Here is a 14831-nt window from a genome sequence, read left to right as displayed (position 1 = left end):
CGCTTCGCACGCCGCGAGGGCGCGCCGCGCCTCCTGAGCCGCCGCGCCACCTGAGGGTCAGGGCTTCTTCAGCCACCTGAACGGGATCTCGATCGTCACGACCGTTCCGCTGCCCACCATCGTGTGCCAGTCGATCGTGCCGCCGAGCTCCCCCTGAATGAGCGTGCGCACGATCTGGGTTCCGAGCCCGGAGCCGACCTTGCCCTCAGGCAAACCGGTTCCGCTGTCCTTCACCTCGACCGTCAGCGTTTCCTCCGAACGGGTGGCGACGATCTCGACCTCGCCCTCCTGCCCGGCGAGCCCGTGCTCCACGGCGTTCGTGACGAGTTCGGTGAGCGCGAGCGCGAGCGGCGTGGCGTACTCGCTCGGCAGCACCCCGAAGCTCCCCGACGACTTCGGATGCACGGTGGTGTTGTGCGCCGACGCCACCTCCGCGACGAGCAGCAGCACCCGATCGAACACCGTGTCGAAGTCGACCCGCTGATTGAGCCCCTCCGAGAGGGTGTCGTGCACCACGGCGATCGCGGCGACGCGGCGCATGGCCTGGGTGAGCGCATCCCGAGCCTCGTCGGAATGCGTGCGTCGCGCCTGGATGCGCAGCAGCGACGCCACCGTCTGCAGGTTGTTCTTCACCCGATGGTGGATCTCGCGAATCGTCGCGTCTTTGGTGATGAGCTCGCGCTCCTGGTGCCGCAGCTCGGTGACGTCGCGGCTCAGCACGATCGCCCCGAAGCGGTGCCCGCGGGTGCGGAGCGGGATCGCGCGGAGCGACACCGTCACGCCCCTCGCCTCGATGTCGGTTCGCCACGGAGCCCGGCCGGTGACCACGAGGGGCAGCGACTCGTCGACGATGAGCCTCCCGCTCAGCAGACCCGTCGTCACCTCGGCCAGCGACTGACCTTCGAGCTCGCCCGCGAAGCCCATGCGGTTGAAGGCCGAGAGGCCGTTGGGGCTCGCGAAGGTGACGATTCCGTCGACGTCGAGCCGCATCAGACCGTCGGATGCGCGGGGGGCTCCACGGCGAGGGCCTGTCGGTGCACCGAGGTCGGGGAAGTCGCCCGCCGCGATCATGGCGAAGAGGTCGTTCGCGCACTCGTTGAAGGTGAGCTCCTGGCGGCTCGGCGTGCGGGCCTCGCTGAGGTTGGTGTGCCGCGTGATGACGGCGATCGGCCTGTCGGTGGTGGTCTGCTCCGACGCCGACAGTCGCCGGAGCACCGGAACCGCACGCACGCGGGTGGGCGTCTCCTCGTACCAGTCGGGTGCCGCGGTGTCGACGATCTGGGCGCTCTCGAAGGCGTCGGTGACCTGCTTGCGCCATTCGGGCTTGATGGTCTGCCCCACGAAGTCGCGGTAGAACAGCGTCGCCGAGCTCGACGGGCGGGAGTGCGCGACGGCCACGAAGGTGCCGTCGTTCGTGGGCACCCACAGCACGATGTCGGCGAAGGCCAGGTCGGCGAGGAGCTGGCAGTCGCTGACCAGGAGGTGCAACCAGTCGACATCGGCCTCGGTGGAGCTGCCGTGCGTGGAGACGAGGTCGCTGAGTGTTGACACGACCCCTAGCCTACGATGACCCGACTGACGGAGAGATCAGAGCCGAAGACTCCGGGGCGAAGACTCCCGTGGCCGAGTTTCCCTACGAACCGGCCACGGGAGTCGCGTGGCTCCGGCCGGGACTCGGCAGGTCGGGGACGGGTTCCCGGCCGGAAGCTTCGTGCGCTCGCACAAGAGATTCCACCATTCGCGAGTCGCCCGTCGGTATGAGCAGTTTCCACTCATCGGGTCGGTCCGGCAGCGCCGTCCACAGGGCACAAACGCTTCTGGACAACGTCTGTCGACCCTGGTTGAGTGACAACCTCCGACACCGAGTCGAGCTTTTCTCATCGAAAGCTCGACTGCGAGGTCGGAGGGCGAGAACACATGGGGTGACTCGCCGATCGACGTCGAGCTTCGCCGCGGCGGGAGCTCATCAGCACGAAGGAGCTCCATGCCCTCGCACGCGACAGTCCTCGCACCTACGCCTTCGTTCGTCGAGAGTCCGCCGCAGTCGCCACCGCCCCCGCGGCGGCTGCCCGACCCGCGTCCGCTGGCGGAGGCCCTCGCCCGGTGCGTGGTCGAGATCCTCGCGGGCACCCGCGATCTCGATCAGATCGCCCGCTGGCTGACGGCAGAGGTGTATTCGCATCTGCTGAAGCGCGTGGTGCTGTCGCAACGTGCCAGGCGTGTGCGAGCCGAGTCGCCCAGCCGGCCGATCTTCACCATGGGCAGCACGGTCATCTGCGAACCCGAGAGCGGAATCGTCGAGGCGGTCGTCATCATCCACGGGCGGGCACGCTCCCGCGCCATCGCGCTGCGGCTCGAGGCGCTCGACACGCGCTGGAGGGCGTGCGCCGTCCACGTGCTCTGAGTCGCGGTCGACGCGGATCGCGAGGAGGAACGACTGTTCGGCCGCTGTTCACGGCCGCACAGACTCAGCGCTTCTTCTTGCCCTGCGCCCGACGCTGTGCACGGTTGTTCGAACCCCCCGCGCCGGAGCCCGTACCCGAGCCCTGGCTCGGAGCTGAACGCTGGGCCGACGACCCGGCGCCGTCGCCAGAGCCCTGGCGAGCAGTGCCGCCCTGAGCCGGGGCAGCGGCACCGCTGCGGCTGAACGAGCTGGATGCCGTCGGCGTCGCCTTTTCCTCCGCCTGCTGCGCCCTGGCGGTGGCAGCCTGCTCGATCTGCCCCTTCTGGTTGCGCACCTCGACACCGCCGGAGTCGCTCGGCGCCGAGAAGCTCAGCTTCTCCGTGGGGGCTGCCGGCTGGCTGAGCCCCTTCGCCTCGACGGTAGGGGTGCCCACGGCGTTCGGCGTCGCGTTGACCTCGACCTCGAGGTTGAACAGGAAGCCCACGGTCTCTTCGCGGATCTGCCCCATCATCGACTGGAACAGCGCGAAACCCTCACGCTGGTACTCGACCAGCGGGTCGCGCTGCGCCATGGCCCGGAGGCCGATGCCGTCTTTGAGGTAGTCCATCTCGTAGAGGTGGTCACGCCAGCGGCGGTCGATGACCGAGAGCACGACGCGTCGTTCGAGCTCGCGCATGGCGGGCTCGCCGAGGGTCTCCTCGCGGCGCTGATAGGCGAGCTTGGCGTCGGAGAGCACCTCGCGTGTGATGAAGTCGCGGCTCACGCGGCCCTTGCTGCCGGCCTCCGCCACCACTTCGTCGACCGAGATCGAGATGGGGTAGAGCGTCTTGAGCTCGGCCCAGAGCGCGTCGTAGTCCCAGTCGTCGCCGCTGCCGTTGCCCGCGTGGTCGTTGATGATCTCCTCGACCACGTCTTCGAGGAACTTCTGCGCCCGGTCTTGGAGGTTGTCGCCCTCGAGGATGTGTCGGCGATCGCTGTAGATCGCCTCGCGCTGCCGGTTGAGCACGTCGTCGTACTTCAGCACGTTCTTGCGGATCTCGGCGTTGCGGCTCTCGACCTGCGACTGGGCGCTGCGGATGGCGCGCGAGACCACCTTCGACTCGATGGCGAGGTCGTCGGGCACGCTCGAGCGGCCCATCAGGCTCTCAGCGGCGCCGGCGTTGAACAGCCGCATCAGGTCGTCGGTGAGCGAGAGGTAGAACCGGCTCTCGCCCGGGTCGCCCTGACGGCCGCTGCGACCGCGCAGCTGGTTGTCGATGCGGCGCGACTCGTGCCGCTCGGTGCCGAGCACGTAGAGGCCGCCGGCGGCGATGACGCGCTCGGCCTCGGTGTCGACCTCGGCCTTGACCGAGGCGAACACCTCGTCCCAGGCCTCCTCGTACTCCTCGGGGGTGTCGACGGGGCTGAGGCCGCGGGCGTTCATCTCGGCGACCGCGAGGAACTCGGCGTTGCCGCCGAGCATGATGTCGGTGCCTCGACCCGCCATGTTGGTGGCCACCGTGACCGCGCCGTGGCGACCCGCCTGGGCGACGATGGCCGCCTCACGGGCGTGGTTCTTCGCGTTCAGCACCTCGTGGCGCACACCGCGCTTGGCGAGGAGCCTCGAGAGGTACTCGCTCTTCTCCACGCTCGTGGTGCCGACCAGCACCGGCTGGCCCTTCTCGTGGCGCGCGACGATGTCTTCGACGACCTGATCGAACTTCGACTGCTCGTTCTTGTACACCAGGTCGGGCTGGTCGATGCGCTGCATCGGGCGGTTGGTGGGGATGGCCACCACACCGAGCTTGTAGGTCGACATGAACTCGGCGGCCTCGGTCTCGGCGGTACCGGTCATGCCGGAGAGCTTCTCGTAGAGCCGGAAGTAGTTCTGCAGCGTCACCGTGGCGAGCGTCTGGTTCTCGGCCTTGACGGCGACGCCCTCCTTGGCCTCGATCGCCTGGTGGATGCCCTCGTTGTAGCGGCGACCGGCCAGGATGCGGCCGGTGTGCTCGTCGACGATCAGCACCTCGCCGTTCAGCACCACGTAGTCTTTGTCCTTCTTGAACAGCGCCTTCGCTTTGATGGCGTTGTTGAGGAAGGAGATGAGCGGGGTGTTCGCCGACTCGTAGAGGTTGTCGATGCCGAGGTAGTCCTCGACCTTCTCGATGCCGGGCTCGAGCACACCGACGGTGCGCTTCTTCTCGTCGACCTCGTAGTCCTCGTTCGCCACCAGCTTCGTGGCGATCTGGGCGAACTCGTTGAACCACCGGTTGGCCTCGCCCGAGGCGGGACCGGAGATGATGAGCGGGGTGCGGGCCTCGTCGATGAGGATGGAGTCGACCTCGTCGACGATGGCGAAGAAGTGACCGCGCTGCACCATGTCGGAGGCCTGCCAGGCCATGTTGTCGCGCAGATAGTCGAAACCGAACTCGTTGTTCGTGCCGTAGGTGATGTCGGCCTCGTACTGCACGCGACGCTCGGCGGGGGTCTGACCCGCGAGGATGCAGCCCGTGGTCATGCCGAGGGCGCGGAACACACGGCCCATCAGTTCGCTCTGGTAGCCGGCCAGGAAGTCGTTGACTGTGATGACGTGCACGCCCTTGCCCGCGATGGCGTTGAGGTAGGCGGCAGTGGTGGCCACGAGGGTCTTGCCCTCACCGGTCTTCATCTCGGCGATGTTGCCGAGGTGAAGAGCCGCCCCACCCATGAGCTGCACGTCGAAGTGGCGGAGGCCGAGGGTGCGGCGCGCGGCCTCCCGCACGGCGGCGAAGGCCTCGGGCAGGAGGTGGTCGAGGCTCTCCCCCGACTCGTAGCGCTCGCGCAGACGCGGAGTCTCGTCTTTCAGTTCCTCGTCGCTGAGGGCCTGGAAATCGTCTTCGAGGGCGTTGATGGCCTTCGCGTAGGCCTGGAGCTTACGGAGGGTACGGCCCTCGCCGACACGAAGGACCTTTTCGAGTACTGAGGCCACGGAGTCTCTCCCACTGCAGTCGTACCTGGGCGCGTCGCACAGGCGATGACCATACTAGTTGCTCGTGCCTGGGCATCGGCGGGGCGTTCGCCGAGGCTCCGACCGTAGCGGGAGAGCACCCGTGCCGGCGTCAGCGCGCCGCGGCCTCGACGGTCTCGTTCGTGATCTCGGCGAAGGCGGCGGCGTTCTCGTCGAGGGCGATGACCCCGTAGTCCCAGCCCTTGCGCCGGTAGACGACGCTCGGCCGGCCGGACTCCGCGTCGAGGAAGAGGTAGAAGTCGTGACCGACGAGCTCCATGTGGTAGAGCGCGTCGTCGACGGTCATGGGCGTGGCTCCGAAGACCTTCGTGCGGATGACGACGGGGCAGTACTCGTCGGTCTCGGCGGCGTCGCCCGTTTCGGCGTCGGCAGGCGCGTCGTCGACGACGGAGAGCGAGCCCGTGAGCACCTCCACGTCGGCGGGCCTCACGTCGAGCGCGCTGAAGCCGTCGGTGCTGGCCTCGTGCAGGGAGAGCGGCCGGTGCTGACCGCGGTGCACCTTCTTGCGGTCCTTGGCCCGCCGCACCCGCTGCATCAGCTTGGCGAGTGCGAGGTCGAACGCGGCGTACTTGTCGCTCGCGGAGCTCTCAGCACGCACGAGGGGGCCGGGGCCGATGAGGGTGAGCTCGACGCGATCGTCTCCGCTCTGCGAGCCCGTCGAGGTGTTGTGGCGGCTCACCTTGATCTCGAGGGCGAGTGCCTTGTCGGCGAGATGACCGACCTTTTCCGCTTTCTCGCCCGCGTACTCGCGGAAGCGATCCGTGATGCCTAGGTTTCTTCCGGTGATGTTGATTTCCATGGAGACCTCCTAGCCAGTTGTGATGACGCGGATCCTGCACGCGGCGGGAACGTTCGCGCCTTGTGCCGTTCACGCTACCGCGACCTGCACCGCAGTGTCACCGATTAATCACCTGGGCGTCGTCTTGCGTTTGACCGTGTGTGCCAGACACGCCGCCCCGACCACTTGGCCCTCGGCCGCGGAGACCGCCCGCGCCGCCTCGCGGAGCGTCGAACCGGTCGTGACGACGTCGTCGACGAGCAGTACGCGGCGCTCCCGGAGTGCCGCGCCGGCCCGGAGGGCACCGCTCAGATTGCGCCGACGGGCACTGACCGACAGGCCCGCCTGGTCGTCGACCTCGCGGGTCTGGCGGAGCGATCCCGACGCGGCGGGGCGCAGGCCGGCGAGGCGCACCAGGGTCTCGACGGGGCGGTACCCGCGTGCCCGTCGCGCCTGCGCCGACGAGGGGATCGCGACCACAAGCACCGGCGCCGTCGTCTGGCTGAGCACCGACTCGACGGCCGCACGGAACGGCGGCGCCAGCGCTCGCAGCACGCCGGGCCTGCCGTGCTCTTTCGCCGCGCCGAGCAACGCCGACACCACCCCGCCGTAGTCGAGGGCCGCCGTGACCTTGAGGCCGCCGACGTCGACCACCCGGAGCGACGGGTCGAGCGCTCCCCGGCATCGGGTGCAGACGCTGCGGCCGTCGAGGCCGCAGCCAGCGCACGACACCGGGGCGAGCACGGCCGCCGCGTCGAGCAGCCAGGAAGTGAGGAGTGGCGTCATGCCTCGATCCTTCGCGACCGCTCCGCCCCGGCGCGGGGCGGCACCTCATCTGTGGACGAATCCACCACGCCCGCTCCTGGGGAGGAGTCAGTTCTGCACCGCGAGCCTGGTGACCCCGCTCGCCGTCACCTGCCAGGCGCTCCCCTGCTGCTGCAGGATGTCGCCCGTGGCCGTGAGGGCCCGCAGTCCGTCGATGTCGTTCCCGCCTGCGAGGCCGACGGCGTCGGCCGGGGAGCCGAGCGCGGTCATCCTCCCCCCGAGCCGCTGTGCCGTGGCCCTCACCTCCCCCGAGGGGAGCGCGTTCGCCGCCGCGACGCTGAACTGGTCGACCCAGGTGGCGCCCACGGGGGCGCCAGGGGCGCTCATCAGCTCGACGGCCTGGCCGAGCCGCTCGGGCACCCCCTCGGCGTTGCGGATGACGGCGGCGACCACGAGCTTCGGCACCCCGTCGAGCGAGAGCGACGCCACCGCCCTGGTGCCGTCGCGCGACACCTCGAACGAGGTGACACCCGATGCACCGTCCCAGGCCGTCGCGATGTCGATCGCCTGCGAGTCGGGGCCGTAGGCCACGAGCGCCGCCGGGTCGTCGGCCGGCACCGACCACACGTAGCCGAACGGGTCGACAGCGGGTGCGATGAGCCCGGCCCGCTGATCGAGCGGCGAGAGCGCCGCTGTGTTCGCCCCGCCCGCGCCGGCCCTCACGGCGAACACGGCACCGGTCGCACCCTTCACCGCAGCGGTGCCGGAGGTCTCGGAGTACGCGGCCGAGACCGGTGAGAGCGACTCCACCGCGTCGCTGATGCCGTCGACCGGGGACACGGAATCTCCGCCGAGGTAGCCGAACACGCCGTCGCGGAGCACCAGCGGACGGGCGTCGACGCGCGGTGCGGCATCCGGTCGTTTCACCGTCGAGCCCGGGATGGCGACGGTGTTCTGGTCGACGGTGATGGTGACGTTCGAGGCCGAGGCGAGGTCGCGGAGGCTCTCGCTCAGCTGGTACTGCATGCGCTGCAGGTCGTTCACGTCGGCCTGGAGCACGTTGGAGGAGAGCTCGACCTGGGTCTGGCCGCCTGAGGTCACCACGGCCGTGGTGTTGGTGCCGTCGGGGAACGCGGTGACCACGGCGCCCTCGCCGAGCCACGCGGTGGGTCCTGCGAGCAGGGCCTTGACGACCCGGGTGCCGACCGAGGTCGACGACGGGAACCAGCGCAGGTCGGGAACCAGGTAGGTGAAGGTCGGGTCGTAGAAGTAGAGGGCGTGCGAGCTGAACACCTGCTCGAAGAAGACGTCTTCGATGACGATGCCGTCGTCGAGTCCGCTGATGCGCCACTCGCCGTCGACCTGCCGGAAGCTGAACTGCAGGCGGGCGGGCGCGGTGGAGAGGGTCGGGGTGTAGCTGCCGTTCTGGTCGACCTGGGCGACCGGGGCGATGGTGAGTTCGAGCGTGCTGTCGTTGACCTCGGAGGTGCTGCGGTTGCCACTGTCGACCGTGGTCTCGACGTTCGGTTTCCAGAGCGCGGCAGCCTCGTCGGTGAGGTAGCGGCGCGCGATGGCGTAGTCGTCCTGGGGGCTCTTGGCGGCGAGGATGAAGCCGCTCAGGATCTGCTCCTGCGTCGCCCCCGCCGTCGGGTCGGCTGCGAGGAAGATGACGTCGATGTCGTCGTCGGTGCCGACGGCGTCGCCCGCCTCCACCGGCCCCGACCGCGGGATGCCGCTGCAGGCGACCACCGCGACGAGCAGCAGCCCGACGCCGGCGAGCGACAGGATGCCGCGCAGGAGGCGTCTCAGAGTTCCGGTCATGCGCCGCTCCCCCGTTCGTCCCTGATCCCGTCGTGGTGCGGCGGTCGGAGCTCCGCCACCGCGGGCGCCTCACCGAAGGCGTCGTCGGGTTCGAGCGGCAGCGGAGACGAGGCGAACGACCTCGTCTGCACCCGCGGCAGCGTGAGCCGGAAGCAGCTCCCCGCGCCCGGCCGCGACCAGACCTCGAGCGCTCCCCCGTGCAGGGTGGCGTCTTCGAGCGAGATGGCGAGCCCCAGACCGGTGCCGCCGATCGTCCGTTTGCGCGACGGGTCGGCCCGCCAGAACCTGTCGAACACCCGCTCGGCGTCGTCGGCGGTCATGCCGCTGCCGTAGTCGCGCACCGACAGCGCGACCGCTTGCTCGTCGCTGTCGACGCTCACCACGATCGGCCGCCCCTCACCGTGCTCGATGGCGTTGCCGAGGAGGTTCCGCACGATGCGGCGGATGCGTCGCCCGTCGACCTCCGCCTCGAAGTAGCCTCCCGGCGCGACCAGCCTGAGGTCGGAGCCGGCCGCCTCGGCGAGCGACTGCATCTGGTCGATGGCGTCTTCGGCGAGGCGCACGAGGTTCGTGGGCTCGGTGTCGAGGTGCGCCGAGCCGGCGTCGAAGCGGCTGATCTCGAGCAGGTCGGCGAGCAGCAGCTCGAACCGCTCGGTCTGCGTGTGCAGCAGCTCGGCGGTGCGGCCGGTGGCGGGCGGGAAGCTCTCGCGCTGGTCGTAGAGCACGTCTCCCGCCAGGCGGATGGTGGTGAGCGGCGTGCGCAGCTCGTGCGAGACGTCGGAGACGAAGCGCTGCTGCACCTGCGAGAGCTCGGCGAGCTGGGTGATCTGCGACTGCATGCTGTCGGCCATGCCGTTGAACGAGCGGGCGAGGGTGGAGATGACGTCTTCGCCTCGCTCCGGGATGCGCACCTCGAGGTGCCCGGCGGCGAGCTTCTCGCTGGTCTCGGCGGCCATGCGGATGGGCTGCACCACGAGGCGCACGATGAGCCAGGCCACCAGCCCGATGAGCGCCACCAGGGCGAGGCCGCCGAGCCAGAGGGTCTGCTGCACGAACACCAGCGTCTGCTCCGCCTCGGCCAGGTTGTAGCCGATGTAGAGCTCGAAGGCACCGGCGCCGGGGATGGTGAGCGGCGAGCCCACGATGATGCCCGGGTCGGTGCCGCCGTTCTCGTTGGAGAGCTCGACCGACTGCCAGTACTGGGTGCCCTCCGAGTCGGCGGCGACCTGGTCGCGGAGTTCGGGCGTGATCACCCCCGAGGTCGCCAGTTCGGGGCTCGCGAAGGAGAGCACCGTGGTGCCGCCGGTCGTCTGGCCGGGGGTGGCGTAGAGCGCGATGAGTCGGGACGAGGAGGAGGCGATGATCGCCGACTTCGCGGAGTTGAGCAGCGAGATGGTGGAGGCCTCACCGGCGGAGTCGGAGGAGTCGAAGATGGTCTGCGCGGCCCCCGCAGCGTTCTTCGACTCCACCAGCACCTGCTGCAACCGCGACTGGAACAGATCGTTGCCGATGCTCACCGCCATGTAGGCCCCCGTCGCCACGACGGCGAGTGCCGAGAGCACCACGGTGATGACCACCGTGCGGAACTGCAGCGACCGCCGCCACACGCCGACGACGCGACGCGGCCAGCCGCGCCAGTCTCGCCACGCCCGCCCGCGCATCCGGGTCTGCGGCCCCGTCGTCATGCGGGGGCGTTCAGGCGCTGCCGGCGCGGTAGCCCACGCCGCGCACCGTCATGACGATGGTGGGGTTGTCGGGGTCTTCCTCGACCTTGGCGCGCAGCCGCTGCACGTGCACGTTCACCAGGCGCGTGTCGGCCTTGTAGTGGTAGCCCCACACCTGCTCGAGCAGCATCTCGCGGGTGAACACCTGCTGCGGCTTCGAGGCGAGCGCGAGCAGCAGGTCGAACTCGAGCGGCGTGAGGTTGATGCGCTCGTCGCCGCGGCGCACCTCGTGGCCGGCGACGTCGAGCCGCAGGTCGCCGATCTGCAGCAGGTCGGGCGAGGCCTCCGGTGTGGGCCGCAGGCGCGTGCGGATGCGCGCCACCAGTTCCTTCGGGTTGAACGGCTTCACGACGTAGTCGTCGGCCCCCGACTCGAGACCCTTCACGACGTCGGAGGTGTCGGTGCGGGCGGTGAGCATGATGATGGGGGTGCCCGACTCGGCACGGATGAGGCCGCACACCTCGATGCCGTCGAGGCCGGGGAGCATGAGGTCGAGCAGCACGAGGTCGGGTTTGACGTCGCGGAACGCGGCGAGCGCCTCGCCCCCGTCGGCGCAGAAGTGCGGGTCGAAGCCCTCGGAGCGCAGCACGATGCCGATCATCTCCGCCAGGGCGGTGTCGTCGTCGACGACGAGGATGCGAGGATCCATGGGCCGTTCTCGCTCACATTCTTTCGCGGGGCCGGCCCGGGCTCCGTCGCCCTTGGCCCGCCGTCGGGGCTGCTGTTGCGACAAGAGTAGTCGAGCCGTTCGTGGGCCCTCTCGACACATGCCGGGAAAAGTCTGAGGGAGTGTGAAAGCATGGTCGGGAAACACCGGCGGGTCGGAACAGGCGGTGGGGGTTCGGAGGATCACCGATGAGCGAGAACGACAGCTGGACTGCACCGGGTGCCGAGCGGCCGGCGCAGGGGCCGCAGGAGCCCACGCCGGGAGCGCAGGAGCCCGCACCGGCTACCCCTCCCGCGCCTGCAGCGCCTACGCCCACGCAGCCCGCGCCCGCGCAGTGGGGGCCGCCCACGGTGCCGCCCGCGCAGCCCGCGCCCGCGCAGTGGGGGCCGCCCACGGTGTCGCCCGCGCAGCCCGCGTACGGTCAGTACGCGCCCCCGCCGGCCCCGCAAGCCCAGCCCGCGTACGGTCAATACGCGCCCCCGCCGGCCCCGCAAGCCCAGCCCGCGTACGGTCACTACGCGCCCCCACCGGCTCCACCCGCCTACGGGCAGTACGCCCCGCCGCAGGCCCCGCCCGCCTACGGGCAGTACGCGGCCCCCACCGGCGTCCCCGCCTACGCGCAGCAGGGCTACGCCGCCCCCGCGCCCCAGGGGTGGGCGCCGCCGCCGAAGCCCGGACTCATCCCCCTGCGGCCCCTCGGCTTCGGCACGCTGATGGGGGCGCCGTTCCAGGTGGTGCGCCGTAACCCCAAGGCGACCTTCGGCAGCGGCCTGCTCATCCAGCTCATCATCGTGGTGGTGACCGCGCTCCTCGTGGGTGCCGCGGCGGCTTGGGCGATCGGGCGCTCGGTGAGCGTCTCGAGCGCCGACTACGACTCCATCGAGGCCGGCAACGTCGCGGTGATCGTCATCTCGGCGCTCATCCCGCTCGTGCTCAGCGTGTTCGCCTCGGCGCTCCTGCAGGGGGTGCTCGTGCTCGAAGTCGCCCGCGGAACCCTCGGTGAGAAGCGGCGCCTCGGCGAGCTCTGGAAGGCGGCGTTCCGGCGCATCCTCCCGCTCACCGGCTGGCTGCTGCTCTCGGGCGTCGCGATCGTGATCGCCCTCGGCGTGCTCGTGCTCGTCATCGTGCTCGGGGCGACCATCGGCGACGCCGCGCTCGCCGTCGGCATCCTCGTCGCCGTGCTGCTCGGCCTCGGCTTCCTCGTGCTGTTCGCGTGGCTCGGCACCAAGTTCTCGGTCGTGCCGAGCGTCATCGTACTCGAGCGCGTGGGCGTGTTCGCGGCGATGCGACGCTCCTGGGGGCTCACCGCGGGCATGGCGAACTTCTGGCGCACGCTCGGCGTGATCGTGCTGGTGTACCTCATCCTCAACCTCGCCACGCAGCTCATCACCACCCCGTTCTCGTTCCTCCTGCCGATCGTGCTCACGCTCGTCGACCCGAACAACTCGGGTGCGGGAATCGGGGCCGTGGTGGCGGTGTACCTCTTGCTGGTGGCGGTCTCGGTGGTGATGGGCGCGCTGGCCTCGGTCGTGCAGGCGGCTACGGTCGCGGTCATCTACATCGACCTCAGGATGCGCAAGGAGGGTCTGGACATCGAGCTGGTGCGCTTCGTGGAGTCGCGCCACGACGAGGGTTCCGAGACCTGGCCCGACCCGTACCAGCCCGGACGGCAGGCGTGACGCCGCTCGCCCTCGTGACGCGTCTGGTCGCCGCTCCCCCGGTCGAGCCCGACGCCGACCAGGCGCGCGACTGGATCGTCACCGAGCTCGGCAAGCCGCCCTACCAGGCGGCGCGGCCGACCTGGTTCGACCAGGTCTCGAAGGCGATCGGCGACTGGCTGGGCTCCCTGCGTGTTCCCGACGGATCGGGCCTCGGCGGGCTGGTGCCGCTCATCGTCGTGATCGTGGTGGTGGTGCTCATCGTCGTCGCCTTCCTGGTGTTCGGGAGGCCACGACTGAACCGCCGCAGCCGCTTCGAGGCGGGCGCGCTGTTCGGCGCCGACGACACCAGGAGCGCTGCCGAACTGCGGGCCGCAGCCCACCGGGCCGCCGCCGAGGGCGACTTCGACACGGCGATCGAGGAGGCGTTCCGGGCGCTTGCCCGGCAGCTGGCCGAACGCACCGTGGTCTTCACGGCGCCGGGCACCACCGCCCAGGACTTCGCGGCGCGGGCGAGCCGGGCCTTCCCTGCTTCGGCGAGCGAGCTCGAGGCCTGCGCCGGCCTGTTCGACGAGGTGCGCTACCTCGACGTGCCCGGCACCCGCGCCGGCTACGACCGCGTGCGCGCTCTCGACGACCGCGTGCGCGCCGAGCGCCCCGCCGCTCTCGACGCCGTCGAGGCCGAGGTGGTTCGATGACGAAGGCCACCGCATCCGGCCCCGCCCCCTCCGGCGCACTTCCCCCCGCCGCGCCGGCCGAGGCACCGCCGCCCGACGGCACCGTCGAGACCCCGCGCCTGCGCTCGGGCCTCCGGCGCTCGGTGTTCTGGGTCGTCGCCGCCGTCGCCGCCCTCGCCTTCGCCGTTGTCTCGGTGCTGCTCACCTCGAGTGCCGTGCCCGACACCGACCGCTACTCGATCGAGAACGCCGGGCCGAGCGGCAGCCGTGCCGTCGCCGAGGTGCTGCGGCAGCAGGGTGTCGACGTCGTCGCCGCCGCCTCGCTCTCCGAAGCCCGGGCAGCAGCCGCCTCCGCGGGCGGCGACATCACCGTGCTGTTCGCCGACCCCTACGGCTACCTCGAGGGCGACAAGCTCGCCCAGGTGGCCGGACTCGGCACCCGCCTGGTGCTGCTCGAACCGGGCGCGACCGAGCTCGAGGAGTTCGCCCCCGGCGTGCGCAACGCGGGCTCGGCCGAGGAGACCGATCCGGTCGAGGCGGCCTGCGCCCTCCCGGCAGCCGAGCGCGCCGTCGAGATCTCCCGCCCCACGGCCACCTACCGGCTGGTCGGCGAAGGCGAAGGCGAAGGCGCAGACGCGTTCACCTGCTTCCCCTCCTACGACGACGCCTACGGGGTTGTCGCCCTCGACACCGACGACGGCGTCGTCACGGTGTTCGGCGCGGGCGACGCGCTCACCAACGAGTACGCGCCGCAGTACGGCAACGCCGCCCTCGCGCTCGGCGTGCTCGGCGAGAACCCCACCCTCGTCTGGTACCTCCCGGGCTACGACGACCTCGAGGGCGGTGCCCCCGAGACCCTGGGCTCCCTCACTCCCGACTGGGTGACCCCCGTGATGCTGCTGCTCATCGTCGTGGTGATCGCCGCCGGCATCTGGCGCGGGCGGCGCTTCGGGCCGGTCGTCGTCGAGAATCTGCCGGTGACCGTGCGCGCCAGCGAGACCATGGAGGGCCGCGCCCGGCTCTACGCCAAGCAGGCGGCCCACGGGCGGGCGCTCGACGCCCTGCGCATCGGCACGGTGTCGCGCCTGGCGACGCTGCTGAACCTGCCCCGCCACGCCACCGTGGTGGAGGTGAGCCGCGCCGTCGCCGCCGTCACCGGGCGGCACGTCGACGAGGTGCACGCTGTGCTCGTCGCGTCGGTGCCGACCAGCGAGGCCGAGCTGCTGCAGCTCTCCGACCGCCTGCTCGCCCTCGAACAGGAGGTGACGCGTGCCACCCGCCTGCTCTGACCCCCGAACGGATGCGTACGGCCCGGCCCCGCGCATCCGTCGGCCCCGCTCCGCTCCAGAAC

General features: G+C 70.6%; 11 protein-coding genes. 4 read left to right on the top strand and 7 right to left on the bottom strand.

Annotated features, from left to right (window positions below; genetic code table 11):
• Positions 1–57 precede the first annotated feature (57 nt).
• Positions 58–1551, bottom strand: coding sequence for a sensor histidine kinase (locus ABFY20_RS05635; RefSeq protein ID WP_368498960.1), 1494 nt, complete (start codon positions 1549–1551; stop codon positions 58–60).
• Positions 1552–1984: 433 nt separating this feature from the next.
• On the opposite strand from ABFY20_RS05635, the gene ABFY20_RS05630 reads away from it, so the two are divergent.
• On the top strand, positions 1985–2404 hold the full coding sequence (locus ABFY20_RS05630) for an Rv3235 family protein (RefSeq protein WP_368498959.1): 420 nt from the start codon (positions 1985–1987) through the stop codon (positions 2402–2404).
• Positions 2405–2468: 64 nt separating this feature from the next.
• Here the strand turns inward: ABFY20_RS05630 and secA are convergent, their stop codons facing one another.
• The 6 genes from secA to mtrA form a co-directional block, all read right to left on the bottom strand.
• Complete coding sequence (gene secA, locus ABFY20_RS05625; protein ID WP_368498958.1) at positions 2469–5351, bottom strand: preprotein translocase subunit SecA; 2883 nt, start codon at positions 5349–5351, stop codon at positions 2469–2471.
• Positions 5352–5481: 130 nt separating this feature from the next.
• Positions 5482–6189 carry a ribosome-associated translation inhibitor RaiA gene (gene raiA / locus ABFY20_RS05620; protein ID WP_368498957.1) on the bottom strand — a complete coding sequence of 236 codons (708 nt, stop codon included), beginning with the start codon at positions 6187–6189 and terminating at the stop codon, positions 5482–5484.
• 108 nt (positions 6190–6297) lie between these two features.
• Positions 6298–6954 carry a ComF family protein gene (locus ABFY20_RS05615; protein WP_368498956.1) on the bottom strand — a complete coding sequence of 219 codons (657 nt, stop codon included), beginning with the start codon at positions 6952–6954 and terminating at the stop codon, positions 6298–6300.
• Positions 6955–7041: 87 nt separating this feature from the next.
• A complete protein-coding gene (locus ABFY20_RS05610; RefSeq protein ID WP_368498955.1) occupies positions 7042–8754 on the bottom strand; it encodes a GerMN domain-containing protein in 1713 nt (570 codons plus the stop codon).
• Entirely contained in the window at positions 8751–10439 is a 1689-nt protein-coding gene (gene mtrB, locus ABFY20_RS05605; RefSeq protein ID WP_368498954.1) for an MtrAB system histidine kinase MtrB, read from the bottom strand. Before mtrB ends, ABFY20_RS05610 begins: the two co-directional genes overlap by 4 nt.
• Positions 10440–10449: 10 nt before the next feature.
• Positions 10450–11127 (bottom strand): MtrAB system response regulator MtrA, encoded by a 678-nt coding sequence (mtrA, locus tag ABFY20_RS05600; RefSeq protein ID WP_368498953.1) that lies wholly within the window; start codon positions 11125–11127, stop codon positions 10450–10452.
• Between the two features lie 206 nt (positions 11128–11333).
• Here mtrA and ABFY20_RS05595 point away from each other — a divergent pair, with 206 nt between their 5' ends.
• The 3 genes from ABFY20_RS05595 to ABFY20_RS05585 are packed head-to-tail and all read left to right on the top strand — an operon-like array spanning position 11334 to position 14769.
• The gene (locus ABFY20_RS05595) at positions 11334–12824 is read left to right on the top strand and encodes a hypothetical protein (protein ID WP_368498952.1); all 1491 of its coding nucleotides are present in this window, start codon (positions 11334–11336) and stop codon (positions 12822–12824) included.
• Positions 12821–13501, top strand: coding sequence for a DUF4129 domain-containing protein (locus tag ABFY20_RS05590; protein WP_368498951.1), 681 nt, complete (start codon positions 12821–12823; stop codon positions 13499–13501). Before ABFY20_RS05595 ends, ABFY20_RS05590 begins: the two co-directional genes overlap by 4 nt.
• The gene (locus ABFY20_RS05585; RefSeq protein WP_368498950.1) at positions 13498–14769 is read left to right on the top strand and encodes a DUF4350 domain-containing protein; all 1272 of its coding nucleotides are present in this window, start codon (positions 13498–13500) and stop codon (positions 14767–14769) included. Before ABFY20_RS05590 ends, ABFY20_RS05585 begins: the two co-directional genes overlap by 4 nt.
• Positions 14770–14831 lie beyond the last annotated feature (62 nt).

Origin of the sequence: Herbiconiux sp. A18JL235, from assembly GCF_040939305.1 — a bacterium.
In the GTDB taxonomy this organism is placed as follows: Bacteria; Actinomycetota; Actinomycetes; order Actinomycetales; family Microbacteriaceae; genus Herbiconiux.
This window is presented reverse-complemented; position numbering and strand designations above follow the sequence as displayed.